General features: G+C 73.6%; 26 protein-coding genes. 9 read left to right on the top strand and 17 right to left on the bottom strand.

Going from position 1 to position 24,658, the window contains the following annotated elements; genetic code table 11:
• Complete coding sequence (locus EV378_RS23920; RefSeq protein WP_132429675.1) at window positions 1-489, top strand: MarR family winged helix-turn-helix transcriptional regulator; 489 nt, start codon at window positions 1-3, stop codon at window positions 487-489.
• A 3-nt stretch (window positions 490-492) separates the two neighbouring features.
• On the opposite strand, the gene EV378_RS23915 is transcribed toward EV378_RS23920, so the two are convergent.
• Together EV378_RS23915 and EV378_RS23910 are read right to left on the bottom strand one after the other, a co-directional pair.
• Window positions 493-1,134, bottom strand: coding sequence for an FMN-dependent NADH-azoreductase (locus tag EV378_RS23915; RefSeq protein WP_132429674.1), 642 nt, complete (start codon window positions 1,132-1,134; stop codon window positions 493-495).
• Between the two features lie 112 nt (window positions 1,135-1,246).
• A complete protein-coding gene (locus EV378_RS23910; RefSeq protein ID WP_243653950.1) occupies window positions 1,247-1,879 on the bottom strand; it encodes a VC0807 family protein in 633 nt (210 codons plus the stop codon).
• Window positions 1,880-1,949: 70 nt separating this feature from the next.
• Between EV378_RS23910 and EV378_RS23905 the strand changes: the two genes are divergently transcribed.
• The gene (locus EV378_RS23905) at window positions 1,950-2,828 is read left to right on the top strand and encodes a PaaX family transcriptional regulator C-terminal domain-containing protein (protein ID WP_132429673.1); all 879 of its coding nucleotides are present in this window, start codon (window positions 1,950-1,952) and stop codon (window positions 2,826-2,828) included.
• A 41-nt stretch (window positions 2,829-2,869) separates the two neighbouring features.
• Here EV378_RS23905 and EV378_RS23900 read toward each other — a convergent pair whose 3' ends face one another.
• From EV378_RS23900 to EV378_RS23890, 3 genes are read right to left on the bottom strand one after another with little or no spacing between them, the layout of a single operon-like run.
• Window positions 2,870-3,772 carry a phosphotransferase gene (locus tag EV378_RS23900; protein ID WP_132429672.1) on the bottom strand — a complete coding sequence of 301 codons (903 nt, stop codon included), beginning with the start codon at window positions 3,770-3,772 and terminating at the stop codon, window positions 2,870-2,872.
• 3 nt (window positions 3,773-3,775) lie between these two features.
• Window positions 3,776-4,366: a DoxX family protein gene (locus tag EV378_RS23895; RefSeq protein ID WP_132429671.1), complete on the bottom strand. Its 591-nt coding sequence runs from the start codon at window positions 4,364-4,366 to the stop codon at window positions 3,776-3,778.
• 34 nt (window positions 4,367-4,400) lie between these two features.
• Window positions 4,401-5,324 carry a 2-hydroxyacid dehydrogenase gene (locus EV378_RS23890; RefSeq protein ID WP_132429670.1) on the bottom strand — a complete coding sequence of 308 codons (924 nt, stop codon included), beginning with the start codon at window positions 5,322-5,324 and terminating at the stop codon, window positions 4,401-4,403.
• A 53-nt stretch (window positions 5,325-5,377) separates the two neighbouring features.
• On the opposite strand from EV378_RS23890, the gene EV378_RS23885 reads away from it, so the two are divergent.
• Window positions 5,378-6,496, top strand: coding sequence for a PQQ-dependent sugar dehydrogenase (locus tag EV378_RS23885; protein WP_243653740.1), 1,119 nt, complete (start codon window positions 5,378-5,380; stop codon window positions 6,494-6,496).
• Between the two features lie 256 nt (window positions 6,497-6,752).
• Here EV378_RS23885 and EV378_RS23880 read toward each other — a convergent pair whose 3' ends face one another.
• The 4 genes from EV378_RS23880 to gatC all read right to left on the bottom strand — a co-directional run bounded on the left by EV378_RS23880 (window position 6,753) and on the right by gatC (window position 11,644).
• Complete coding sequence (locus EV378_RS23880) at window positions 6,753-7,622, bottom strand: PP2C family protein-serine/threonine phosphatase (protein ID WP_132429669.1); 870 nt, start codon at window positions 7,620-7,622, stop codon at window positions 6,753-6,755.
• A 700-nt stretch (window positions 7,623-8,322) separates the two neighbouring features.
• Entirely contained in the window at window positions 8,323-9,825 is a 1,503-nt protein-coding gene (gene gatB, locus EV378_RS23875; protein WP_132429668.1) for an Asp-tRNA(Asn)/Glu-tRNA(Gln) amidotransferase subunit GatB, read from the bottom strand.
• Entirely contained in the window at window positions 9,822-11,321 is a 1,500-nt protein-coding gene (gene gatA / locus EV378_RS23870) for an Asp-tRNA(Asn)/Glu-tRNA(Gln) amidotransferase subunit GatA (protein WP_132429667.1), read from the bottom strand. The genes gatB and gatA overlap by 4 nt, the downstream gene beginning before the upstream one ends.
• On the bottom strand, window positions 11,318-11,644 hold the full coding sequence (gatC, locus tag EV378_RS23865; RefSeq protein WP_132429666.1) for an Asp-tRNA(Asn)/Glu-tRNA(Gln) amidotransferase subunit GatC: 327 nt from the start codon (window positions 11,642-11,644) through the stop codon (window positions 11,318-11,320). Before gatC ends, gatA begins: the two co-directional genes overlap by 4 nt.
• 310 nt (window positions 11,645-11,954) lie before the next feature.
• Between gatC and EV378_RS23860 the strand changes: the two genes are divergently transcribed.
• Complete coding sequence (locus EV378_RS23860; protein ID WP_132429665.1) at window positions 11,955-12,611, top strand: ACT domain-containing protein; 657 nt, start codon at window positions 11,955-11,957, stop codon at window positions 12,609-12,611.
• A 205-nt stretch (window positions 12,612-12,816) separates the two neighbouring features.
• On the opposite strand, the gene EV378_RS23855 is transcribed toward EV378_RS23860, so the two are convergent.
• From EV378_RS23855 to EV378_RS35495, 3 genes are all read right to left on the bottom strand, one after another.
• Window positions 12,817-13,536 carry a 3-keto-5-aminohexanoate cleavage protein gene (locus EV378_RS23855; RefSeq protein WP_132429664.1) on the bottom strand — a complete coding sequence of 240 codons (720 nt, stop codon included), beginning with the start codon at window positions 13,534-13,536 and terminating at the stop codon, window positions 12,817-12,819.
• A 192-nt stretch (window positions 13,537-13,728) separates the two neighbouring features.
• Entirely contained in the window at window positions 13,729-14,343 is a 615-nt protein-coding gene (locus EV378_RS23850) for a DUF3159 domain-containing protein (RefSeq protein ID WP_165922451.1), read from the bottom strand.
• Window positions 14,340-14,477, bottom strand: a complete 138-nt coding sequence (locus EV378_RS35495) for a hypothetical protein (protein WP_165922450.1) — start codon at window positions 14,475-14,477, stop codon at window positions 14,340-14,342. Before EV378_RS35495 ends, EV378_RS23850 begins: the two co-directional genes overlap by 4 nt.
• An 81-nt stretch (window positions 14,478-14,558) precedes the next feature.
• Here EV378_RS35495 and EV378_RS23845 point away from each other — a divergent pair, with 81 nt between their 5' ends.
• On the top strand, window positions 14,559-15,218 hold the full coding sequence (locus EV378_RS23845; RefSeq protein WP_165922449.1) for a TetR/AcrR family transcriptional regulator: 660 nt from the start codon (window positions 14,559-14,561) through the stop codon (window positions 15,216-15,218).
• 63 nt (window positions 15,219-15,281) lie between these two features.
• Here the strand turns inward: EV378_RS23845 and ligA are convergent, their stop codons facing one another.
• Genes ligA through EV378_RS23825 form a run of 4 tightly spaced genes read right to left on the bottom strand, consistent with a single transcriptional unit; the run spans window position 15,282 to window position 20,109 of the window.
• Window positions 15,282-17,705 carry an NAD-dependent DNA ligase LigA gene (ligA, locus tag EV378_RS23840; RefSeq protein WP_132429661.1) on the bottom strand — a complete coding sequence of 808 codons (2,424 nt, stop codon included), beginning with the start codon at window positions 17,703-17,705 and terminating at the stop codon, window positions 15,282-15,284.
• Window positions 17,706-17,747: 42 nt separating this feature from the next.
• Window positions 17,748-18,323: an isochorismatase family protein gene (locus EV378_RS23835; protein ID WP_132429660.1), complete on the bottom strand. Its 576-nt coding sequence runs from the start codon at window positions 18,321-18,323 to the stop codon at window positions 17,748-17,750.
• Entirely contained in the window at window positions 18,320-19,678 is a 1,359-nt protein-coding gene (locus EV378_RS23830) for an MFS transporter (protein ID WP_243653739.1), read from the bottom strand. The genes EV378_RS23835 and EV378_RS23830 overlap by 4 nt, the downstream gene beginning before the upstream one ends.
• On the bottom strand, window positions 19,675-20,109 hold the full coding sequence (locus EV378_RS23825; protein ID WP_132429659.1) for a MarR family winged helix-turn-helix transcriptional regulator: 435 nt from the start codon (window positions 20,107-20,109) through the stop codon (window positions 19,675-19,677). Before EV378_RS23825 ends, EV378_RS23830 begins: the two co-directional genes overlap by 4 nt.
• 70 nt (window positions 20,110-20,179) lie before the next feature.
• Between EV378_RS23825 and EV378_RS23820 the strand changes: the two genes are divergently transcribed.
• On the top strand, window positions 20,180-21,775 hold the full coding sequence (locus EV378_RS23820) for a peptide chain release factor 3 (protein ID WP_132429658.1): 1,596 nt from the start codon (window positions 20,180-20,182) through the stop codon (window positions 21,773-21,775).
• Between the two features lie 61 nt (window positions 21,776-21,836).
• Entirely contained in the window at window positions 21,837-23,069 is a 1,233-nt protein-coding gene (locus tag EV378_RS23815; RefSeq protein WP_132429657.1) for an acyltransferase family protein, read from the top strand.
• On the opposite strand, the gene EV378_RS23810 is transcribed toward EV378_RS23815, so the two are convergent.
• Window positions 23,025-23,540, bottom strand: coding sequence for a MarR family winged helix-turn-helix transcriptional regulator (locus EV378_RS23810; protein WP_207908844.1), 516 nt, complete (start codon window positions 23,538-23,540; stop codon window positions 23,025-23,027). The two genes, EV378_RS23815 and EV378_RS23810, sit on opposite strands and share 45 nt — an antisense overlap.
• A 59-nt stretch (window positions 23,541-23,599) precedes the next feature.
• On the opposite strand from EV378_RS23810, the gene EV378_RS23805 reads away from it, so the two are divergent.
• Window positions 23,600-24,001: a nuclear transport factor 2 family protein gene (locus tag EV378_RS23805; protein WP_165922448.1), complete on the top strand. Its 402-nt coding sequence runs from the start codon at window positions 23,600-23,602 to the stop codon at window positions 23,999-24,001.
• Window positions 23,998-24,537, top strand: coding sequence for an SRPBCC family protein (locus EV378_RS23800; protein ID WP_132429655.1), 540 nt, complete (start codon window positions 23,998-24,000; stop codon window positions 24,535-24,537). Before EV378_RS23805 ends, EV378_RS23800 begins: the two co-directional genes overlap by 4 nt.
• Window positions 24,538-24,658 lie beyond the last annotated feature (121 nt).

Below are 24,658 nucleotides of genomic sequence, written 5' to 3'. Positions count from 1 at the left end.
GTGCCGGACGACGAGACGCGCTGGCTCTCCGAGGAGGAGCAGCGGGCATGGGAATCCATCGCCACGCTGCTGTTCCGCCTGCCAGGGGCGCTGGAGACCCAGCTGCAGCGCGACTCCGGCCTGACGTTGTTCGAGTACATGGTGCTCAGCTACCTGTCGATGATGCCGGACCACACGGCGCGGATGAGCGAACTGGCGCGGCTGACCAACAGCTCGCTCTCCCGTCTGTCCAACGTGGTCAACCGGTGCGAGCGGCGCGGCTGGATCACCCGCCGTCCGGACCCTGAGGACGCTCGCTACACGATCGCGTCGCTGAGCGGGGAGGGGTACGAGCAGGTCGTCGACGCGGCCCCCGGACACGTCGAGGCCGTCCGGCACCACGTGATCGACCCGCTGACCCCGGCGCAGCTGCGCACGATCACGGCGGCCGTCGACCGGATGCGTCCGCTGCTCCCGAACGGCGAGCTCCCGCGCGGCCGCGGCTGCTGAGAGTCAGCCGGCCAGCTTGTCCCCGGCCACCCGGGCGGCGTCCAGCGCCGACGCGTGCATCTCGGCCGCCACGTCGCGGAAGTCGTCAAGGGCCGGGTTCACACCCACCAGCGTGAACTCGCGTTCGACGACGGTCAGGTCGGCGCCCCAGACGTCGCCGAGGATCCGGGCGAGGTACGGCGTCGCGTGGTCCCAGCCGTGCCGGGGCGTGCCCGGCCCGTAGGCGCCACCGCGGGCCGTCGCGAGCACGACCGGCCTGCCCTCGAGCAGCGGTGTCGCCCCGCCCGGAGCCGCCCGCTGGTCGGTGAGCACCAGGTCGATCCAGCTCTTCGCGTGCTGGGACACGCCGAAGTTGTAGAGCGGTAGCGCCAACAGCACGGCGTCGGCGCCGAGCAGCTCGTCGACCAGTTCGGCGGCCAGGCCGACGGCCGCCTGCTGGCCGGGCGTGCGGTCCTCGGGCGCCACCATGCCGGCAGACACCGCGTTCGCCCACGCCTGGGCGGGAACGGGGTCGACGCCGACGTGGCGACGGACGACATCGCCGCCGGGATTCCCTGCACGCCACCGCTTCTCGACGATGTCGGCGATCTCGCCGGATGCGGACGCCTCGCCACGGATGCTGGCGTCGAGACGGAACAGGCTCATCGGGTCTCCCCAGGTCGGTACGGCATGACTTCACGTGTGAAGTCGAACGTACCAGCGAGAAGTTCACGTGTGAAGTGATTGAACCCTCAGCGAGTCCCGGCGGGGAGAGGTCTCACGCGGGGGCGACGGGCGGCTCGACGACGACGCCGTGCGCCTCGCCGATCCGCTGCTGGCGCTTCGCGTACAACGCCGTCCACACGACCAGCAGCGCGACGATCACCAGCGGCGCGACGTTGTTCACCACGACCATCGTGTCCACCGACAGCGTGTAGGTCAGGATCCCGCGGACGACGGCCTCGGCCAGGAACACCACACCCCACACCGTGGTGATCACGACCTGGGTCCGCCGGAACCCGGGGAAGCGCCACAGCCCGTTCCACCACTCGACACGCGCCGGATCGCCACCGGTGGCGAACCGCCGTCCGAAGTAGAACATCAGCGGTCGCGGCGCCACGACCAGCGACCCCAGCGCGAGGATCCCGATCACCCCGGTGATCGCCGCCTCCTTGAGCAGCAGCAACCGGGGGTCGTCGAAGATCAGTGAGACGATGATCCCGAGCACCAGGAACGCCAGCACGACGACCGCGAACTCGTCCAGCCTGCGCGTGCGGGCCCACGTGATGCCGATGTCGAGCAGCGGACCGACCGAGCTCACGACCAGCGCGACGACCGGGGTGAAGCCGGCATCGGTCATCACGTCGTAGATCACGATCGGGAGGGCGACCGAGAGCACGATCATCTGCATCCAGCTCACGACCTGGGCCCCGGCACCGCCGCTCGCCGCGGGCCTGGACGATCGCTCCGACGCCTCTACCATGGTGCCGCCCCCACATGTGACGAAAGGACTCACGGTCGTGACCGCAAATGCGATGGAAGGGTCTCCTGCCTCGCGTGCGCGGCGCAACCCGACCACCGGACTTGTGGCCACCTTGTTCCAGATGTCCGGAAAGACGCATCTCCCGGGCCCGGTGCTGGTCGCGTTGCTGGGCGAGTTCGGCATCGGCGAGGCGGCGGCGCGCCGTCATCTGGCCCGGATGCGCGAGGACGACCAGCTGTCCGGGACGCGCGACGGGCGCACCACGCGCTACCGGATGAGTGGGACGTTCGGCGACCGGGCGCGGCGGCTCGGGACCGACCTCGGCACGCCGCCCCCGGCATGGGAGGGGCACTACCACGCGCTGCTGTTCGCGGTCCCGGAGTCGCGGCGCGCCTACCGCGACCGGCTGCGCAGGATCGCGACGTACGTCGGCTACGGCGTGCTGCAACCCGGCGTTCTGATCAGCGTCCCGGACCGGTCCGGCGAGCTGGCCGGCGTGCTGTCCGGGTGCCCGGACGACGCCAGGGTCACGCCCGCGACGATCGGGATGGACGTCGAGGAGGCGGCCCGCGTCGCCGTCCCGGCCTGGGATCTCGACGACGTCGCGCGCACGCTCACCGGCCACGCCGAACGCCTGGAGGCGGCGCTGCGCGAGCCCGGGACCCCGGCTGCGGACGGCTCGACCCTGCGCCGCCTCGCCGACCTGTTCAACGCGCTGTTCATCGACCTCCTGCGCGACCCGCGTCTCCCGCCGGAACTCCGGCCACCGGACTGGCCGTTCGCCCGCCTCCTGCGCGCCATGGGCGAGGCGAGGGAGCGCTTCCAGCCCCCCGCCGTCGAGTTCCTGCACCGCCGTCTGTCCGAACTGGACCCCTGACCGCCCTCCCCCCGCCGCGGCTCCCGGGTGGGGCGGTGGCGTCAGCGGAGGGCGTCCAGGGCCGGGCCCAGGCGGTCCAGGGCGCGCGCCGCGACGTCGACCATGCCTTTCACGCGCTCCGAGCTCTGGTGGTCGGCGGCGAAGCCCAGGTACTGCACGTGCGCCTGGACCAGCGCCCACTCACGCTCGACCTCGGCGAGCTCCGGCGGGTCGGGGTTGCCGAGCCGGTCGGCGAGCGTCCCGGTGTAGGCCGCCGGCACCGGGTCCGGCGGGAGGTCCGCCGGTCCCGACGGGTCCGGCGCGGTCAGCACCGTCGTGTCCAGCCCACCGGGCGCGACGCGCGCGTTCCCCCAGTCGATCAGCACCGGCCCGTCGGACGCGAGCAGCACGTTGCCGCGGTGCGCGTCGCCGTGGCACACCGTGCGGGGCAGGGCGGACAACGCACGGGCGATCCGTGGATCCTCCGCCCAGCGCTCGACGGCCGTGACCGCACCGGCGAGGCCCGGGTCACGCCCGGCGGCGGCACGCAGCGCGACCAGGACGTGCTCGCAGAGGGAACGCCACCACGGCACGTCGACGACGGGGATTCCGCGCGGCCGGTTCCGCCGCCAGTGCGCGTGCACGAGCGCCAGCGTCCGCCAGACCTCGTCCGGGACCGGGGCGTCGGCGGGCGCGACCGGCCCGTCGTGGTGCGCGAGCACGATCGTCCGGCCGGAGACGGCGAGCATCCGGGGCCGGTCGACGCCGTCGACGACGGCGATCGCCCGCATCGCCGCCACCTCGGTCGCCGAGGCCTCCTTGACGACGACGGACCGGCCGTCGTCGAGGTCGACGCGTTCCACGGAGCCGGAGACGTACCCGCCCGCCAGCGGCTCGCGCCCGACGATCCGCGGTGTCCGCCGTTCCCGGCGGGCGAGCGCGGAGACCCACGCCTCCTGCGGCACGAGCTAGCGGCGCAGCACGAACAGCACGAGCAGCGCGACGCCGACGGCGAGGATCACCGACAGCCAGGCGAACGGCAGTGGTCGGCGCTGCCAGGTCCGGCCCGCGTCCAGCGCGATCCGGCCCGCACTGGTGAACACGAGAGCCGCAGCGCCGCCGCCGAGGAGCAGGTGCAGCTCGATCGCGTTCGGACCGTCCGCGGCGAACAGCGGCACCGTTCCCCAGTAGACGGTCGCCGCGACGATCTTCACCGACAGCAGCCCGGACGCGGCGAACGGCGTGAACAACCCGAGCACGACGAGCGCTCCGAACACGAGCTCGACGACGCCGAGCACCCACGCCAGCGGCGAGGCGAACGTGGCGAACCCGGCCGCGGCCAACGCCCCGTCGGTGCCGGCCGGTCCGAGGCCGCCGAGCACGCCGAACACCTTCTGCGCTCCGTGCGCGGCGAACACGCCGCCGACCACGAGCCGCAACAGCAGCAACCCGATGTCCGACGAGATGTGCGCCGGCACCGGGAGCCGTTCCGGACGCGTCTTCGGCGTGTCCGTGCCGCCGACGGATCCCCAGTCGTACTGCTGGGTCGGGCCGCTCATGCGCGCGAGGCTACCGGGACGGCGTCGATCCGGGTCAGTACGCGCCGTGCACGACGTTCGGTGGTTCCTCGCCGCGCACGAGATACGCCAGCTGCTCGGCGGCGACGGTGTACGCGCGGTCCATGGCCAGCGGCACGCTGCCGCCGACGTGCGGCGTGAGCAGAAGGTTCGGCGCGGACCACAGTGGATGGCCCTCGGGCAGCGGCTCGGGGTCGGTCACGTCGACCGCGGCGCGCAGCCGCCCGCTCGTCAGTTCGGCCACCAGTGCGTCGGTGTCCGCGACGGGTCCGCGGGCGCCGTTGACGAGCAGCGCGCCGTCCGGCATCGCGGCCAGGAACTCCGCGTCCACCATCCCGCGCGTCTCGTCGGTCAGCGGGACGATCAGCACGACGGCGTCGTGCTCTGGCAGCAGCGACGGCAACTCGTCCCAGCCGTGCACGCCGTCCCGCGCGCGCCGGCCGACGAGCGTCGTCGTCACCCCGAACCCGTCGAGTCGGGCCAGCGTGTTCTCCGCGACGTCCCCGGCTCCGACGATCAGGATCCGCTTGCCGGCCAGCTCCTCGGTGCGGTGGTAGGTCCACTGGCCCTCATCTTGACTCCGGACGAAGCCGGGCAGGTGCCGGTAGACGGCCAGCAGCACCGACACGACCCACTCGGCCGTCGCACCGCCGTGCGCGCCACGGCCGTCGGACAGCGCGACGCCGTCCGGGAGCCGCCCGATCCACGCCTCGGCGCCCGCGGTCAGCAGCTGCACCAGCTCCAGGTCCGGCAGACCGTCGACGATCTTCGTCGTATCCGATGTGGACAGGAACGGGGCGATCAGCACCCGCGCGGTGCGGGCGTCGTCCGGCAGCGCGGCCTGCGGGTCGTAGACGACGGCACGCAGTCCGTCCACCGCGTCGACGATCTCCTGCCCTTCTTCGTTCGGGACGAGGACGACGATCGGGTCCGAGCTCATGGGCCGCACGGTACTCACCGGCAGATCACCCGCGCCCGCCTAGCCTGGGACGCATGATGCGGCGCGCGGCGGTGGCGGCGGCCGTCGTCGCGGCACTCGCCGTCGTCGGCGGCTGCGCGACGTTCCCGGACGAGGGCCCCCGCGACTGGCGGCCCAAGGCCGAGGGCCAGGGCGAGCTCGGCGGGCCGCCCGCTCTGTCCCCGTCCGGCGAGCCCGCCCCGCCGCCGAGCGGTCAGCAGCCGCCGCCGTCGTCGTCCGGCGGCAGCTCGTCACCGCAGCCGTGCGTGGACCCGGACCCCCAGGTCGTCGCGACGTGCCTGGCGCCGGTCGGCGCGATCGCCGTGCTGCCCACGGGCGACGAGGCGCTGGTCGGCGAACGCACGACCGGTCGCGTGCTGCAGGTGAAGAAGGGGACGCCGCCGCGTGAGGTCACCCGCGTCCCGGTGGATCCGGCGACCGGCCTCACCGGGCTCGTGCTCTCCCCCGGCTACGCGGAGGACCGGCTGGTCTACGCGCTGGCCGGGACACCGACCGACGGCCAGGTGCTGCGGCTCGCGCCGGGGGAGCCGCCGAAGCCGGTGCTGACCGGGTTGCCGAAGGCCGCCCGGATGGCCGTCGACGTCGACGGGTCGCTGCTGGTCGCGACAGGTGCGGGCGAGGGTCCGCTGGCCGGTGCCGTGCTGCGGATCGACACCCTCGGCAGGCCGGCCCCCGGCAACCCGGACCCGGCGTCTCCCGTGCTGTCCCGCGGGGTCTCGGCGCCGGGCGGGGTGTGTGTCGACCCGATGGACCGCACGGTGTGGGTGACCGACCGGGCCGGTTCGCGCGACGTCCTGCACCGCGTCACTCCGGGAACGCTCGGTCCGCCCGCGTGGACGTGGCCGGACGCGCCCGGCGTCGCGGGCTGCGCCGTGCTGCCGGGCACCCTGGCCGTCACCGAACGACGGGCCGGAGCGCTGTTCGTCCTGCGCCCCGGCGACAACGGCACGTTCACCGGCGATCCGCAGCCGGTCCTGACCGGCACCTACGGCGCGCTGTCGTCGGCCGCCACCGCCCCGGACGGGCTGCTCTGGCTGGGGACGGCGAACCGCGACGGCGGCCGCCCCGGCGCGACCGACGACCGCGTCATCCGCATCCAACCGCCCGCCGGCGGTGGGGGCTCCGCGGCCTGATCCGGCCCCGCCCTGCTCCACCCGACCCAGCCCCGCCCTGCTCCACCCGACCCAGCCCCGCCCTGCTCCCCGGCCTGCGAGGCCGGCGAGCGCACGACCCGGGGCGCGGACCGGCCTCGAGCCGGTCGAGATCGCACCAGTGGCTGCGCACCGCGTCGCACCACCGCCATGGCTGCGATGTCGACCGGGTGGCCGAGTTCCGGGAATCCCTGCGAAGTCCGGACCGTGCGGGCAGCCCGACGCGGACGGGTTCGCGTCAGGACGTGCGCTGGGTCGGGATGCGGACCGTCGCCGTGCCCGTCCGGCCGGTCCAGGCGTCGGGCAGCGTGACGATCGCGGCGGTGGCGTTGTCCCGTCCACCCGCGTCGAGCGCGTCGGCCACCAGGGCACGGGCCGTCACGCCCGCCTCGAACCCGCCCTCCTCGGCGGCGGACAGGACGGCCGCGATCCGCTCCGCGGGCAGGACGCGGTGCACCCCGTCGGTGAGCAGGAGGAGCGTGCCGGCGCCGGGCGGGCCCCAGACGTGACCGGCGGTGGACGGGTCGGCGGTACGGACGGTCGTCGTGACGACGTTCTCCCACGACCCGCCCGCCGCGACGCCCAGCGCGCGCAGCTCCTCGGCCATCGTGTGGTCGCGGGTGATCGATCGCAGCTCCGTGCCGTCCCAGAGCAGGGCGCGGCAGTCGCCGACCCAGGAGACCGTCCACCCGCCGCCGGGCAGGCCCGCGGCGACGACCAGCACGGTGTCGCCGCTCGGTTCGACGTCGACGGCGTCCCGCGCGGCCAGCAGCGCGGCGCGGGTACCCGCACCCGGCGCGGACCGGACGGCGGCGTCCGCGGCGCGGCGGGCGGCGCGGGCGGCCGCCGCGGAGTCCCCGATCCCGTCGGCGACGGCGGCGGCGAGCCCGCTGCCGTGCCCGGCGATCATCGCGGCGTCGGCGCCGACCGTCCGCAGGCCCCGCACGCTGGCGACGGCGGCGGCCGGGTTGCCGGGCGTCCCGACCCGGTGCAGGGCCGTCGGGACCCCGCCGTCCGGCACACCCGCTGGGAAGTGGTCCACGGCGGGCACACGCGTCCGGGAGGCGTCGGTGCCCGGCACGCGCGTCCCCGCGTCGGCAGCCGGCACGCGAGCCGGCACCGCGTCGGCCGACGGCGCACACGGCCGAGCAGCGTCGGTGGCCGGCACACGGGCTGGAACGGCGTGGGCGGACGGCGCACCCGTCGGAGTGGCTCCACCGTCCGGATCGGCGCCGGCGTCCGGCGGATTCCCGAGCACGGATCCTCGGAACGGTGCCGCCCCGTGGCGACCCGACGTCCCGGCGTCGTCGATCACGGTCATCTCCAGGCCACCTCCGTCCGGAGCCGACGGCACCCATCGGCGGGGGCGGCCGGTGAGTGATCCTTCGCGGGGGCTCGAGAAGCACCCACCGACCGCATATCCGACAGTGCCCCCCGAACCTGTGCGGCGGCTGTGACGGGCCTGAGGAACGCCCCTGACCTGGGCGTCGAGCGAGCCGAGTGATCAGCTCGGCCGCGACGGCCGAGGGTGGCGGTATGGCGAAGATCTCCCCCGCGAGCGCGGTCACGTCGTCGTGGGGCCTCCCTGCGACGACGTCACGCACGGCCGCCCGGACGCCCTCCGGGTCGGCCGGACCACGGACGGCGCAGCCACGGGCGGCGAGCGAGTCGGCCTTGAGGAACCGGTCGGCGCCCTGCGGGAGGATCACGTGCCCGACGCGCGCGCCGGGCGCGGTGGTCACCAGGATCCGCACGGGTGCGGAACCTACGGCCACCGCGACCGGCCACTCGTCGTCGAAACGACGGAATCATTCAGCCGCGCAACGCTCCAGGATCAGCTCGCGCACGCGCTTCGCGTCGGCCTGGCCGCCGGTCGCCTTCATCACCGCACCGACGATCGCCCCGGCCGCCTGCACCTTGCCGCCGCGGATCTTCTCCACGACGTCCGGCTGCTCGGCCAGTGCCGCGTCGACGGCGGCGACGAGCTCGCCCTCGTCGGAGACGACCTTCAGCCCGCGCGCGGCGACGACCTCGTCCGGCGTGCCCTCGCCGTCGAGCACGCCGTCGACGACCTGGCGCGCCAGCTTGTTCGTCAGCTCGCCGGACGCGACCAGCTCGATCACCCGGGCGACGTCCGCGGGGGCGATCGGGAGGTCGGCCAGCTCCACCTCGCGGGTGTTCGCCTGCTGCGCCAGGTAGGCGACCCACCACGAGCGGGCCTCCTGCGACGGGGCACCGGCCGCGACCGTCGCCTCGACCAGGTCCAGCGCGCCGGCGTTGACCAGGTCGCGGATCTCCTCGTCGGAGACGCCCCACTCGGTCTGCAGCCGCTTCCGCCGTACCCATGGCTGCTCCGGCAGCGTCGCGCGCAACTCCGAGACCCACTCCGCGGACGGCGCGATCGGCACCAGGTCGGGCTCCGGGAAGTACCGGTAGTCCTCCGAGGTCTCCTTGCGCCGCCCGGCGCGCGTGGTGCCGGACTGCTCCTCGAAGTGCCGCGTCTCCTGGACGATCTCGCCGCCCGCGTCGAGCACGCCCGCCTGCCGGCTCATCTCGTGCCGGACGGCCCGCTCGACCGACCGCAGCGAGTTGACGTTCTTCGTCTCGGTGCGCGTACCCAGCTCGCCGCCCTTGGGGGTCAGCGAGAGGTTCACGTCGCAGCGCATCGAGCCCTGGTCCATCCGGACGTCGGACACGTCGAGCGACTTGATCAGGTCCCGCAGCTGCGTGACGTACGCGCGGGCCACCTCGGGCGCGCGACCGCCGGTGTCCGGGATCATCTTCGTGACGATCTCGATCAGCGGCACGCCCGCCCGGTTGTAGTCGAGCAGCGAGTAGTCGGCGCCGTGGATCCGCCCGGTCGCGCCACCGACGTGCAGCGACTTGCCGGTGTCCTCCTCCATGTGCGCGCGCTCGATGCCGACCCGGACCGTGGTCCCGTCCTCGAGCTCGACGTCGATCCAGCCGTCGACGGCGATCGGCTCGTCGTACTGGCTGGTCTGGAAGTTCTTCGGCATGTCCGGATAGAAGTAGTTCTTCCGGGCGAACCGGCCCCACGGCGCGATCGAGCAGTTCAGCGCCAGCCCGATCCGCATCGCGGACTCGACGGCCGTCCGGTTCACGACCGGCAGCGATCCGGGCAGGCCGAGGCAGGTCGGGCAGACCTGGGTGTTCGGCTCGGCGCCGAACTCCGTCGCGCAGCCGCAGAACATCTTCGTGTTCGTGGACAGCTCGACGTGCACCTCGAGCCCGAGCACCGGGTCGTAGCGGGCGACGACGTCGTCGACGTCGACGAGGGTCGGAGCACTCACGAGGCCACCTCCGGGACACGCGCGATCAGTGGGCCACCCTCGTCGGCGTCGCGGGCGGCCTCGAACGCCGCACCGACGCGGTACATCACGGCCTCGCCGAGCGCGGGCGCCATGATCTGCAGGCCGACCGGGAGGCCCTCGGACAGCCCGGCCGGGACCGACATGCCCGCCGTGCCGGCCAGGTTCGTCGGGATCGTGGCCAGGTCGTTCAGGTACATCGCCAGCGGGTCGTCGACCTTGTCCCCGATCGGGAACGGCAGCGTCGGCGTTGCCGGGGAGACCAGCACGTCGGCCTGGGCGAACGCGTTCGCGAAGTCCCGCCCGATCAGCGTGCGGACCTTCTGTGCCTGGCCGTAGTAGGCGTCGTAGTAGCCCGACGACAGCGCGTACGTCCCGAGGATGATCCGGCGCTTGACCTCGGGGCCGAAGCCGGCCTCGCGGGTGTTCGCCATGACCTCCTCGGCGCTCGCGCCGGAGTCCGCGCGCAGGCCGTAGCGCATCGCGTCGAACCGGGCGAGGTTCGACGAGACCTCGCTCGGCAGGATCAGGTAGTACGCGGCCATGCCGTACTCGAAGTGCGGGCAGCTGACCTCGACGAGCTCGGCGCCCAGCTTCTCCAGCCGGCGCAGCGCCGCGTCGTAGGCGGTCCGGACGCCCGGGGCGTATCCCTCGCCGCCGAGCTCGCGCACGACGCCGACCTTCAGCCCGGTCAGGTCCTCGGCCGCACCGCGGCGGGCGGCCGCGACGACGTCCGGCACCGGCTCGTCGATCGACGTCGAGTCCATCGGGTCGTGCCCGGCGATCACCTCGTGCAGCAGCGCGGCGTCCAGCACGGTGCGCGCGCACGGACCGGCCTGGTCCAGCGACGACGCGCACGCGACCAGCCCGTACCGCGACACCCCGCCGTAGGTCGGCTTGACGCCGACGGTGCCGGTGAACGCGGCCGGCTGGCGGATCGAGCCGCCGGTGTCGGTGCCGATCGCCAGCGGCGCCTCGAACGCGGCCAGCGACGCGGCGGAGCCTCCACCCGAGCCGCCGGGGACGCGGTCGAGGTCCCACGGGTTGTGCGTCGGTCCGTAGGCCGAGTGCTCGGTCGAGCTGCCCATGGCGAACTCGTCCATGTTGGTCTTGCCGAGGATCGTGATCCCGGCGGCGCGCAGCCGGGCGGTGACGGTCGCGTCGTACGGCGGGCGCCAGCCCTCGAGGATCTTCGAGCCGCACGTCGTGGGCATGTCCGCCGTGGTGAACACGTCCTTGAGCGCCAGCGGCACGCCGGCCAGCGGCGACCCGGGCGTCTCGCCCGCGGCGATCCGCTCGTCGACGAGCCCTGCGCTGGCGAGGGCGGCGTGCTCGTCGACGTGCAGGAAGGCGTGGATCCTGGGGTCGACGGCGGCGATCCGGTCCAGGTGGGCCCGCGCGACCTCGGTCGCGGAGACCTCCTTGGCGTGGATCTTCCCGGCCAGCTCGGCGGCCGTCATCCGGACGAGGTCGCTCACTGCTCCTCCCCCAGGATCCTCGGCACGCGGAAGCGGCCCTCCTCGGCGGCGGGCGCGCCGGAGAGCGCCTGCTCCTGGTCGAGGCTCGGGCGGCGCTCGTCCGGGCGGAACACGTTCTGCAGCGGCACGGCGTGCGACATCGGTGGGATGTCGTCGGCGGCCACCTCGCCCACGCGCGCGACCGAGCTCAGGATGACGTCGAGCTGGCCTGCGAACACGTCGAGCTCGTCGTCGGTGACGGCCAGGCGCGACAGACGGGCGAGGTGCGCGACCTCGTCCCGGGAGATGACCCCACCGGAACCGGCGGGGGAATCGGCACTCATGCCCCTCCTCGGGTGGTTTCCCTTCGGACGCGACGCGCCCGGGTGTCAGCGGACCCGGCTGCGGTGCGGCGGCGGTCCGGGCGAGAACCGGCGCACCACGCCGGTGTGAGAGGACCAGTCTAGGACCGACCGGCGACGGGCCGTCGGGCGGTGCGGGCCTGGTCGGCGGCACCGGAACACCCGGTACCGTCCGGTCACCGGAGATGTCGGCGGCGATGCCGGCTGGCAGGATCTCCCCCCGGGCGTCGCCGGGCCGCGGCCCCCGCCCCGGCCGCGTGCCGGCGACCACACGAAGACCGAGAGGACCCACGTGTCGTTCCTGCTCCGGGTCATCCTCCCGGACAAGCCCGGCAACCTCGGCGCTGTGGCGTCGGCGCTGGGCGGCGCCGGCGCGGACATCCTCAGTGTCGACGTCGTCGAACGCGGCGACGGGCAGGCGGTCGACGACCTCGCCGTCGAGCTCCCGGCCGGACGGCCGCCGGACGTGCTGATCACGGCGGCCGAGTCGGTACCCGGTGTGGCCGTGGAGTCCGTCCGCCCGTACACCGGGCACCTGGACACGCATCGCGAGCTGGAGCTGGTCGACGAGATCTCCGGGAACCCGGCGAAGGGCCTGGCGCTGCTCGCCGACGAGGTGCCGCGACTGTTCCGAGCGGGATGGGCGCTCGTCGCGGTCAGCGAGCACGGCCGCTCCTACCGGATCGCCGAGAGCGCCGCCGCTCCGGAGACGCGTGCCGGGGACCTGCCGTGGCTGCCGCTCGACTCGGCCGTCGCGCTGGACGAGCGGCACTGGGTGCCGGAGCCGTGGCGCGCGTTGGACACGGAGCTGGCGGCCGCACCGTTCGGCACCGGCACACCGCCGAAGACGCTGGTCGTCGGCCGCCCCGGCGGGCCGATCTTCCGCCCGTCCGAGCTGGCGCGCCTGGCCCACCTGGCCGGCATCGTCGCGACGGTCCTGAACGCCTGAGGCCGCCGCCGCGTCTCGCCCGGCGCGCCCGCCACGCCCGACGTCTCGCCCCGCGCTGCGCGTCCCGCCGCGCCGACGTCTCGTCCCGCTCCAAGGTCGGTGCGTCACCCTCCCCTCTCCGAACGAAGGTGCCGTTCGAGCAATGTCATTGCTCGAAGGTGCCGTTCGTTCGGAAATCGGGGGGGTCGGCGAGAGGGGCGCGGGCTCAGGGGCGGTAGGACAGCGCCGTCCGGACGAGGTCGTCGTTGCCGGTGGCCAGCCACCCGTCCGGGCGGACCAGGACGTCCTCGAAGCCGATCCGGGCGTCGATCTTGACCCGGGTCGCGTACTCGAGCAGGGGCCAGGCGCCCTCCTCCTCGCCGTGCAGCAGGATCGGGACGTTCTGCTGGCCGAGCGCGCGCAGGATGCGGATGCCCTCGGCGACCGCGGTCTCCGGGTCGGTCACGGTGGACTCGGCCAGCACCCGGCGCGTCCCGGGCGGCACGCCGTTCTGGCGGAGTGTGACGGCGTCACCGCTGGTCCAGACGCCGAGCTCGACGTCGATGCCGACCGAGTGCGCGGCCCGGCAGACCTCCGTCCAGCCCTTCTCGTGCACGTTGACCGAGCAGACGTCCGGCTTGCCGTCTCCGAGGCGACCCCAGGTCAGGACCGTCTCCACCCGCTTGTTCGGGTCCGGCACGATCCACCGGCCGGTGGTCACGCCGATCTCCATCGACGGCGCCTCCTGCCGGATGAGCGCGACGGCGTCCCGCACGTACACGGGGTCGATCGTCTCCTGGCCGTGCTGGTCGCGCGGGTGCACGTGCACCGACGTGACGCCGAGCCGTGCGACGGCGCGCGCGTCGCGCGCCAGGTGCCGGGCCAGTACGGGCAGCGCGGGATGCGCGTCCGACGGCCGCGACCCGTTCAGCACCGCCTGCAGCACCCGCTCGCTCCTCGCACGCCCGACGCCACGGCAGCGTGCCGTGGCACGTCGAGACTAACGAACGCGGGCGCGTCGCCACCGTTCACCGTTACGGGCCGTTGGTCACACTCGGTGCCCGCAGCGCCCGGCGCGCCGGACGGTGACACGCCGGTTACCTCACGCAGCGTCTCCGGAGCCGCGGTGGCGACGCGATCATCGCCATCGGCGCTCGGCGCGTGCCACCGCCCAGCCGACGGTGCACAGGGCCACGACGGTCAGCGGCAGCCCCATCGCCACCTTGGCCACGGTCAGCCACAGGACGAGACCGTTCTCGTAGAGCTCGTGCTGTACCGCGAAGCGGGCACCGCCGACCGTCGCGAGCGCGACCGTCGCCAGCGTGAACACGCACCGGACCGGGCGGTCCGTGCGCCACCGGCCGGTCCGGTCCCTGGCGGCGTCCCACACGACGCCGACCAGCGGGCGTCCGACGACCACGCTGACGAACAGGACGACGCTCGCCACGAGCGGGTACCAGACGTCGACGAGGAACGCGTCGGTCGTCGACCCGGTCCACCACACGAGCGTCCCGGACACGCCGAGGCCGACCAGCCCGCCGACGACGGGGCGCAGCGACCGGCCGCGGGCCGCGAGCACGGCAGCCGTGGCGGCGACGGCGAGCAGACCGCACGCGACGCCGCCGAGCAGGCCGAACAGCTGGGCGGCCGGGGCGAACACGGTCGGCCCGACGGCGGACGTCGCCGCGCCGGACCACCCGCCCGGCGGCGCGGGCAGCCGCCGCCGGCCGCGCTCGCGGTCCGGGCCGGTCACTTGGCGGCCGCCTCGAAGCCGACGCCATGGTCGTCGACCGACGCGACCACCGCCCGGAACACCCGGACCGCCTGCTCGACCTCGGCCCGCGAGACCCGCGCGCGATCCTGATGGCAGACCAGCGTGAACTGCATGGTCGTCCCCCCACCGTTTTGTATCGCTGTTATATATCATCGTTACACAACTTGGGCAACGGCCGTCCTAGAGTTCGGTCGATGAGCCCCCGTCCCGCCGATCCGGACGCCCGGATCCGGCTTCTCCACGCGGCCGCCCGTGTGCTGGCCGAGGAGGGGGCGGGCGCTTTGACCACGCGGCGGCTGGCCGCGGAGGCCGGGACGTCGACGACGGCCGTGTACACGCGCTTCGGCGGGATGGACGAGGTGCGCGACGCGGTCCGCCAGGAGGGGTTCTCCAGGCTGGCCGCGTCGCTCGATGCCGTCGGACGGACCGACGACCCGGTGCGTGACCTCGTCGCGGCGGGCGTCACCTACCTGCGCTTCGGGCTCGGCGAGCCGGACCTGTACCGCGCGATGTTCCTCGACCCGCCGCGGGGACCGGATGCGGGCGTGGTCGGGCACGGAGCCTTCGGCAGGCTCGTGGCGGCCGTGCGCCGGTGCGTCGAAGCCGGTCGGTTCACCGACCCGGGGACGGACGGGACGGCCGGGTGGGCCGTGCAGCTGTGGACGATGCGGCACGGGCTCGTCAGCCTGGCCACGGTGGGGCTGATGCCCATGGAACAGGTCATGCTGCACGCGCAGGACATGTCGGTCCGGCTGTTCGTCGGCTACGGCGACGACCGCGCCGCGGCCGAGGCGTCGGTCGCCCGCGGGATGGCGGCGATGCCACCCGATTCGGCGCCACGTTCGGCGAGCTGAGTACCGCACCGGCCGACGGCGACGTGCCCGGCCGTACCGGGCGCCGCGACCGGCAGGCCCGCGTCACTGGGCGACGGCGGCCTCCCGCGCGGCGTCCGGCCCCTGCTCGAGGAGCGTGCGGAAGCCGTCCTCGTCGAGGACCGGCACCCCGAGCTCGACGGCCTTGTCGTACTTCGAGCCGGGCGCCTCCCCGGCCACCACGAACGCCGTCTTCTTCGACACCGAGCCGGCGGCACGGCCCCCACGGGCCAGGATCGCCTCCTTCGCCTCGTCCCGGGAGAACGCGTCCATCGACCCGGTCACCACGATCGAGAGCCCCTCCAGCGTGCGCGGGACCGACTCGTCGGCCTCGTCGACCATCGACACGCCGGCCGATCGCCACTTCGCGACGACCTCGCGGTGCCAGTCGACGCTGAACCAGTCCCGCACGGCGGCGGCGATCGTCGGGCCCACACCCTCACCGCGGGCGAGCGGGGCCAGCGCGTCGGCCAGCGCCTTCGCGCGGGCGCGGTTCGCCGCCCGCTCCTGGCGCGCGGTCTCCTTCTCGGCCTCGGCCGCGAGCTTCTCGGCCTCCTCCGGGTCCGGCTCGACGCCCTCGGCGACGGCACCGTCGGCCACGGCATCGGCCCCGGTGTCCCCGACTGCGGCCCCGTCCCCCGAAGCCGCCCCGTCCCCCGAAGCGGCGTTCTCGGCAGCTCCGGCGGACCCGGCCGCGGCGTCGCCGGTGGCGGGGGCTGGTTCGACCCCCGCGTCCTCCTCGCCGGCACTCCCGTCCGAGGTGATCTCCATCCCGGCCGCCTCGGTGGCCTCCAGCGCCTGGTCCGCGGCGTCCTCGATGGCCTGCATCGAGCCGAACTCACGGGCCAGGGCCTGCGCCGCCGTCGGGCCGACGTGCCGGATGGACAGCCCGACGAGCACCCGCCACAACGGCCGGTCCCGCGCCTCCTCCAGGTTCCCGAGCAGCCGGCGGCCGTTGACCGTGAGCTCGCCCTTCTGGTTGCGGAACAGGTCGGTCTGCAGCAGGTCCGCCTCGTGCAGCGAGAACACGTCACCCTCGTCGGTGACGACACCGGAGGTCAGCAGCGCGACGGCAGCCTCGTAGCCAAGGCCCTCGATGTCGAACGCGCCCCGGCCGGCGACGTGGAACAGGCGTTCGCGCAGCTGCGCCGGACAGGACCGCGCGTTCGGGCACCGACGGTCGACGTCGCCCGCCTTCTGCTGCACCAGCTCCGTGCCGCACTCCGGGCAGTGCGTCGGCATCTCGAACTCGCGCTCGGAGCCGTCCCGCACGTCGGTCACCGGACCGAGCACCTCGGGGATCACGTCGCCCGCCTTGCGGATGACCACCCGGTCGCCGATCAGCACGCCCTTGCGGCGCACCTCGTCCGCGTTGTGCAGTGTCGCCAGCGACACCGTGGACCCGGCGACCTTGACCGGCTCCATCATCGCGAACGGGGTGACCCGCCCGGTGCGCCCGACGTTGACCTGGATGTCCAGCAGCTTCGTGGTGGCCTGCTCCGGCGGGTACTTGAACGCGATCGCCCAGCGCGGGAACCGCGACGTCGCCCCCAGCCTCCGCTGCAGCGCGACCTCGTCCACCTTGACCACCACGCCGTCGATCTCGTGCTCGACGTCGTGCCGGTGCTCGCCCCAGTACTCGCAGAACTCGATCACCGCGTCGATGCCCTGCACGATGCGGGTCCTCGGCGAGATGGGCAGACCCCACGCCACCAGCGCGTCGTACGCGTGCGACTGGGTGTCCGGGGTGAAGCCGTCCCGCTTGCCCAGCCCGTGGCAGATCAGCCGCAGGTTCCGCGACCCGGTGATGCGCGGGTCCTTCTGGCGCAGCGATCCGGCGGCCGTGTTCCGCGGGTTCGCGAACGGCTCCTTGCCCGCCTCGACCAGCGACGCGTTCAGCCGGTCGAAGTCCTCCAGCCGGAAGTAGACCTCCCCGCGCACCTCGACCAGCTTCGGGACCGGGAACTGGTCGGTGCCCGTCAGCTGTTCGGGCACCTCGGCGAGCGTGCGCATGTTCAGCGTGATGTCCTCGCCGGTGCGCCCGTCCCCGCGGGTGAGCGCGCGGGTGAGCCTCCCGTCCTCGTAGAGCAGGTTGACGGCCAGACCGTCGATCTTGAGCTCGCAGAGGTAGTGCAGGTTCTCCCCGACCTCCCTGGTCACCCGCTGCTGCCAGGTGCGCAGGTCCTCCGCGGAGAACGCGTTGTCCAGCGAGAGCATGCGCTCGAGATGGTCGTACGCCGTGAAGTCGGTGGAGAACGTCCCGCCGACCCGCTGCGACGGCGAGTCCGGCGTGACGAGCTCCGGGTACTCCTCCTCGAGGGCGAGCAGCTCGTGCCACAGCTCGTCGAACTGCCCGTCGGACACGATGGGCGCGTCCAGCACGTAATACCGGAACTGGTGGTCGGCCAGCACGGCGGACAGCTCCGCGTGCCGCTCACGGGCCGTGTCGGCGTCGGACGGGGTGCTCACGGACCGCAGATTAGCCGCGCCCCCCGACAGTCATGCGCGTTCTCACCCTCGGGTGCGTCCCAGCAGCTCCAGCACCTCGTCGGTGCCGCCGATCTCGCCGAGGCCCGGGAAGACGCCCTCGACGCTGGCGCGGTGCCCGTCGGCGTCGCGGTCGCCCATCGCGTCCTCGACGAGCGTGACGTGGTAGCCGTGCTCGTGCGCGGAGCGGGCAGTGGACTCCACTCCGAACCGCGTCGCGATGCCGGTGATCACCACCTGGGTGACCCCACGCCGTCGAAGATGCAGGTCGAGGTCGGTGCCGTGGAACGCGCCCCAGTTGCGCTTGGTGACCACGATGCCCTCGCCCAGCTCCGGCAGTACCTGGTCCCAGCCCTCCGGGAACGTCCGGCCGGAGGCGCCGCGGGCGGTCCGTCCGGGCGGGGCATCCGAGCCGTCGGGCGCGAACGAGACGCGCACCAGCACCACCGGCAGGTCGTGGGTGCGGAACGCGTCGGCCAGCCGCACCGAGCGTTCCACCACCTCGGCGGTGGGGTACGGCGCGGTGTCCGTGGCGACGATCCCCTGCTGCAGGTCGACGACGACGAGTGCGGTGCGGGGATCGAGGGTCGTGAGGCTCATGCGGTGCTCCGGGAGACGCGGGCGGGAAGGGAACGGTCGACGACGACGAGTGCCAGCAGCGCCACCGCGCACCCGCCCATGACGAGCGCGAGGACGTGCAGGCCCGGCGTGTCGGCCGAGACGGGGAACGCCGCGGCGGTGACCGCCGAGGAGACGATCGCGCCGAGGTACATGCAGGTGCGCAACAGACCGGCGGACGACCCCATCCGTTCCGGGTCGGCCTGTGCGTAGAGCGCGTTCTGGTTCGCCAGGTTGTTCAGGCCCTGCGGGACGCCGGCCAGCGCGGCGATCACGACGATCAGCCAGATCGGCGACCGCGCGTCCAGTGTGAGCAGCAGCGCGCACACCGCGACCAGCGCGACGGAGCCGGCCAGCAGCTTCCCGCGCAGCTCCGGACGCCGGCCGGTCGCCGCGGAGACGCCGATCGCGACGGCGGACATCGGCAGCAGCATCAGCCCGGCGACCGTCGGGGACAGCCCGCGGGTCTGCTGGAGCCACAACGTGTAGCCGTAGAGCAGGGCGTAGGAGACGACGTAGGACAGGACCTGTCGGGAGTAGGTGGCCAGCAGCGGTCGGTTGCCGGCCAGCACCCGCAGGTCGACGAACGGCTCGGCGGCCCGCCGCTCCCGCACGACCAGCCCGACGGCGGCGAGGACGGCCAGCGCCACCAGGTACCAGTGCGCGGGCTGCGGGCGCATCAGGAACAGCATCAGGCCGAGCAGCGTGGCCGCGAAGAGCACCATCCCGGGCGGGTCCGTCCGGCCGGGACCCGTGGGGACGGTCCGCTCCCGCGGCAGCCGCATCCAGCCGAGGACCAGGCACGCGATCGCCAGCGGCACGTTCACGGTGAAGATCGCCCGCCACCCGCCGACGCCGACCAGCACGCCGCCCAGCGTCGGACCGATCACGACGACCGTCTGGGTCGCGACGGACAGCATGGTCAGCACGCCGGCCGGCGTGGTGAGCCCGCTGCGGTCGGCCTCGCGGCGGATCAGGTGCATCGCCGACGGGTAGGCCGCGCACGTACCGATCCCGAGCAGCACCCGGGACACGACCAGCCAGCCCAGCGACGGCGCGAACGCGGCCAGCACCCCGGCGACCCCGACCAGCGCGGTCCCGGCCAGATAGAGCCGCCGGGCGCCGTAGAGGTCGACCAGACGCCCCAGGACGGGCTGCGCGATCGCCGTCGCCAGGTAGAGCGCGGACACCAGGTACGCGGTCTCGGCGGGCGGCGCGCCGAACGCGATCCCGATCGGGACCAGCGCCACCGCCAGCATCGACGAGTTCACCGGGTTGAGCAGCGATCCCAGGATCAGCGGCGGGATCAGCCCGCGGTCGAACCCCGTCCGGGTCACACCTCGATCAGACGTTCCAGCAGGGACATCGCTTCGATGACGGTGCGTCGCTCCTCCTCGGTGAATCGTTCCTGCAGTGCGCGGGCCAGCCACTGTTCACCGCTGCGGCGGGTGTCCTCCAGGAACTCCCGCCCGCCGTCGGACAGCGAGACGACCTGCCTGCGCCCGTCCGTCGGGTCCTGGTGGCGCTCGACGAGACCCCGCTCCTCCAGCGCGCCCAGCCACGACGCCGCGGACTGCGGACGGACCCGCTCGGCGGCCGCGATCGCGCTCGCCGACGACGGGCCGTCCTTGCCCAGCCGGGACAGCACGGAGACCTGCGACGGCGTCAGCTCCCGCCGGTCGGTCACCTCACGGAACCGACGGCGCAGCCGGCCGACGCCGACCCGCAGGTCGTGCGCGGCTTGCACGGCCGACGGGGAGGTGTCCACGAATAGACAGTCTAGACTGTTCAGTTCCGCCTGTACATCGGGCTCCGGCGACCGCACCTAGACTGGAGCGGTGAGTGATGCGCAACAGGTACTGGCCGAGTCCGCCCGCCGGCGCACGTTCGCCGTCATCTCGCACCCCGACGCCGGCAAGTCGACGCTGACCGAGGCCCTCGCGCTGCACGCCGAGGTGATCGACTCGGCTGGCGCGGTGCACGGCAAGTCCGGCCGCAAGGGCGTCACCAGTGACTGGATGGAGATGGAGCGCTCGCGCGGCATCTCGGTCAGCTCCGCCGTGCTGCAGTTCGCCTACCGGGACCAGGTGATCAACCTCCTGGACACGCCCGGTCACGGCGACTTCTCCGAGGACACCTACCGCGTGCTCACGGCCGTCGACGCCGCCGTGATGCTGCTGGACGCCGCGAAGGGTCTCGAGCCGCAGACGTTGAAGCTGTTCGACGTCTGCCGGTCCCGTGGCGTCCCGGTGATCACGTTCGTGAACAAGTGGGACCGGCCCGGCCGCGAGGCGCTCGAGCTGCTGGACGAGGTGGAGCAGACGATCGGCCTGCGCCCGATGCCGCTGACCTGGCCGGTCGGGATCGCGGGGCAGTTCAGGGGTCTGGTCGAGCGCGAGACCGGCGCGTACACGGCGTTCACCCGTGCCGCGGGCGGCGCCACGAAGGCGACCGCCACGGCCGTCGACGCGACCACGATCGCCGCGCAGGAGCCCGAGTTCTGGCGGACGGCGCAGGACGAGCTCGGGCTGCTCGACGAGATCGGCCAGACCTGGGACGAGAAGGACTTCCTGTCCGGGATCGCGACGCCCGTCCTGTTCGGCTCCGCGCTGTCCAACATCGGCGTCGCCCGGCTGCTCGACACGCTCGTCGACCTCGCGCCCGCGCCCGCCGCGCGCGCCGACGTCGAGGGACACGACCGCCCGCTGGACGCCCCGACGTCGGGCATGGTGTTCAAGGTCCAGGCCGGCATGGACAAGGCGCACCGGGACCGGATGGCGTTCCTGCGCCTGTGCTCCGGACGATTCGAGCGCGGCATGATCCTCACCCACGCGGCCACCGGGAAGCCGTTCGCCACGAAGTACGCGCAGTCGGTGTTCGGCAACGAGCGCACGACCGTCGAGGAGGCGTTCCCCGGCGACATCGTCGGCCTGGTGAACGCGACCGCGCTGAAGCCGGGCGACACGCTCTACGCGTCCGGCCCGGTCGAGTTCCCGACGATCCCGGCGTTCGCCCCGGAGCACTTCGCCGTCGTCCGGTGCAAGGACGCGGGCAAGACGAAGCAGTTCCGCAAGGGGATCGAGCAGCTCGGCACCGAGGCCGTGATCCAGGTGCTGCGCTCGGACCTGCGCGGAGACCAGGCGCCGGTTCTCGCCGCCGTCGGACCGCTGCAGTTCGACGTCGTGTCGGCCCGTCTGGAGACCGAGTTCGGCGCCCCGGTGACGATGGACCGGCTCCCGTACAAGGAGGCCCGGCTCACCGACGCCGAGGCGTTCCAGGTGCTGTCCGCGCAGTCCGAGACCGAGGTGCTGCGCCGGGACACCGACGGCGCGTACCTGGCGCTGTTCAGCAACAAGTGGCGGATGGACATCGTCATGCGGAAGTACCCGGACCTGCGACTCGACGCGATGCCGGCGGGTACGTCGACCGGGTGATCTAGCGATACTCCGTTCGCGGTAATGTAACGGGGTATCACGGGACGACGAGGTCCTCGGGGTGCGCCCCGCAGACCCCGCGAAGGCCGCGGAGCGGACGGTCGACGTTCCGCTCGACGTGCTCCGCACGCTCGCCGCGGTGCTGGTCGTCGTGTCCCACGTGCGGGCGCTGTTCTTCCGCGACTGGGACGACGTGACGCACGGCATGGCGAACGCCGGCTTCTACGCCCTGACCCACCTCGGGCACGCCGCGGTGATCGTGTTCTTCGTGCTGTCCGGCTACTGGGTCGGCGGCACGGTCGTCCGCCAGATCGGCGACGGACGGTTCCGGTGGCGCAGCTACCTGCTGCGGCGCCTGACCCGGCTGTGGATCGTGCTCGTGCCCGCACTCGTGCTGGCCTGGGGTGCCGCGACGCTCGGTCTCGCCCGGTTCGGCACCACCGAGGTCTACCTCGGCACCCCTGCCTACGACGGCGTGACCGTCCCCGGCATGGCCGACCACATCGGACCCGGCACGGGCCTGGGGAACGTGTTCTTCCTGCAGGGCATCGTCGTGCCGGAGTTCGGCGGGGACATCCCGCTGTGGTCGCTGACCTACGAGTTCGCCTACTACCTCCTGCTGCCGCTCGCGCTCTGCGCCGTGGTCGCCGGTCGGCGCCCGGCCGTCCGGGTCGTCTGCGCGGTGCTCGCCGCCGCGATCGCCGTCGGTGTCGGCCTTCCGGTGCTGGCGCTGTTCCCGGCGTGGCTGCTCGGCGCGGCGATCGCCTGGCAGGAACCTCGGCTGCTCGCCCCGTTCGCCGGGCGCCGTGGCCGGACGGTGGCGCTGCGCGCAGCCGGACCGCTCGCGACGGCGGCATTCCTCGCCGTGCAGGTCACGCTGCCCCGCGGTGGAGTGGCGGCTGACCTCGCGCTCGGCCTCGCGACCGGCGTACTCCTGCTCGGCCTGCGCACGGTCACGGTCGGCGACGGTGCGGTCGGACGGGTCACCCGATCGGTCGGCGCGTACGCGAACGCGTCGTACTCGCTCTATCTCGTGCACCTGCCGCTGCTCGTGCTGTTCTCGGCGACGCTGTTCCGCACCGCCGACACCCGGTGGGCGCCGTCGGCGTGGTCGATCGCCGCGTTCGCCGGCATCTCGGTCGCGATGCTCGTCGTCGGCCACGGGTTCGCGAGCCTCACCGAGTTCCACACCGACCGGCTGCGGCGGTGGGTGGACGCGCACCTGGCCGTCCCGGCGTGGGCGGTCCGGTCACGTGCCAGGGGGCTTCTCCAGCCCGGCCAGCAGACGTCGTAGCAGGTCGTCCAGCGCCCTGCGGTCCGCCCGGTCCAACGTGGACAGCAGGTCGCGCTCGTTCCGGACGTGCTCGGTCACCACCTCGTCGACGAGCGCCCGCCCGGACGCGGTCAGTGAGACGAGGATGCTGCGCCGGTTGTCCGGGTCGAGCCGCCGGTCCACGTGACCGGCGGCCTCCAGCCGGTCCAGCCGGTTGGTCATCGCCGCCGCGGACAGCATCATCATGCGCGCCAGCTCCGACGGCGTGAGCACGAACGGCTCCCCCGACCGGCGCAGGGCCGCGAGCACGTCGAACTCCCCGGTGCGCAGGCCGTGACGGGCGAACACCCGGTCCACGAGCGGGCCGGCGACGGCCGCCAGACGCCCGAGGCGCCCGATCGTCGCCATCGCGTCCAGCCCCTCGTCGTCGAGATCCGGGCGCTCCCGGCGCCACTGGTCCACGAGCCGGTCCACCGGATCCTGATCACTCACCGGGCCAGCCTAACGCTCGACTCTTGACGCCATATATTTCGATGTCTAATTTTCAATGCATGGAAGCAAACGTCATCGCCCGCCGCCTCTACGCCGCGGCCGCCTCCGACCCGTCCGCGCTGCTCGACCTGCTCGCCCCGGACGTCGTGCTGCACGACCCGGGCTCGCACCCGAACGGCGGCGCCCACCGCGGCCGCGACGCGGTCCTGGCGTTCCTCGGCGCCTCGTCGTCGGCCGGCGCGAGCATGGAGGTGCTCGACGTGATGGGCGGCTCGCACCACGCCGCTGCCTACGTGCGCGTGCGCGCCGACCGGGGCGACGCCCGCCTGGACAACCTCACGGTGCACCTGATGCGGATCGAGGACGGCCGCGTCGCCGAGTTCTGGTTCCACAACCGCGACCAGGCGCACGTCGACGCGTTCTGGTCGGCCGTCCTGCCCGCCGGGGCCGGTGCGGCATGATCGTCCTGGAGGCCGCCGTCGAGGTGGACGCGCCGGCTGCCGAGGCGTGGGCGGTCGTCGCCGACTACGCGCGGGACGTCCAGTGGCGCAAGGGTGTCCGGTCGATGGTGCCGACGCCGTCGGGTCCGGTCCGGCGCGGCACGACGACCGTGGAGTGGCTCCGCGCGGCCGGCCGGACGATGCGCAACGACGGCGAGGTCACCTCCGTCGACGACGGCCGCCGGTTCTCGTGGCGCACGACGTCCGGAGTGGACGCCGAGGGTTCCCGCGAGGTCACGGCGATCGGCGACGACGGGTGTCGCATCCGTCTGGAGACGCGCGTGCGCCCACCCGGCCTGCTGCGTTTCGTGCCGGGCCTGCGGCGCTCCCTGCAGCGCACCCTGACCGCCGACGCCGCCCGCCTGCGCACGCTGATCGAGCTCGGTCCGGACGGCCCCGACGAGGAACGACCGTCAGGCCCCGACCTCACCGAGAGCGGCTTCACCTCCGGGGGCGACCGCCGCGACGACGGCGACGGCCGGTCCTGGTTCGACTGATCATCACCGTGGCCGGAACCTGGTCGGTGCGCGACCGGGACGCTGCTCGCCGGGCAGGGCGTTCGGCGGAGGCGTTCGCCACGGGCACGTGCCGGGTGCGGTGCACCTCCCGCGTGCGGCG

The organism is Pseudonocardia endophytica (assembly GCF_004339565.1).
Lineage (GTDB): Bacteria > Actinomycetota > Actinomycetes > Mycobacteriales > Pseudonocardiaceae > Pseudonocardia > Pseudonocardia endophytica.
This window is presented reverse-complemented; position numbering and strand designations above follow the sequence as displayed.